Here is a 428-nt window from a genome sequence, read left to right on the forward strand (position 1 = left end):
GAGAAGAAGAAAGAGAGGGAGAAAGAAAGGAGGAAAAGGAAGAAAGGAAAAAAGAGGGAAAGAGAAAAAGAAGGAGAGAAAAAGAAAAAGAGAAATAAAAAGGAAGATAGAGAAAAAGCAGAGAGAGAAAAAAATTAAAAGAAAGAGGAGAAGAAAAGGAAAGGGAGAAAAAAAGAAGAGAAAGAAGGGGAAGAGAAGAGAAGAGAGAAAAAAGGGGAGAAAGAAAAAGAAAGGAGGAGAGGAAGGAGAAGAGGAAGGAAGAGAGAAAGGGGAGGAAAGGAAGAAAGAGGGGGAAGGGAAAAAGAAAGAAGAGGAGGGAGGAGAGGGAGGAAGGGGAAGGAGAAGGGAGGGAGAAGGAGAGGGGGAGAAAGGAAGGGAGAGGGAAAGGAAAAGGGAAGCCTGATGGCACGGGTATGATTACCATGCGG

1 protein-coding gene is annotated in these 428 nt (G+C 43.5%); it reads left to right on the top strand.

The genetic code is table 11. The features are described 5' to 3' along the window. The coding region (locus A3773_RS19830) for a hypothetical protein (RefSeq protein WP_075109611.1) at window positions 1–403 on the top strand (403 nt) is incomplete at its 5' end. Window positions 404–428: the final 25 nt, after the last annotated feature.

The organism is Neptuniibacter pectenicola, from assembly GCF_001597735.1.
In the GTDB taxonomy this organism is placed as follows: Bacteria; Pseudomonadota; Gammaproteobacteria; order Pseudomonadales; family Balneatricaceae; genus Neptuniibacter; species Neptuniibacter pectenicola.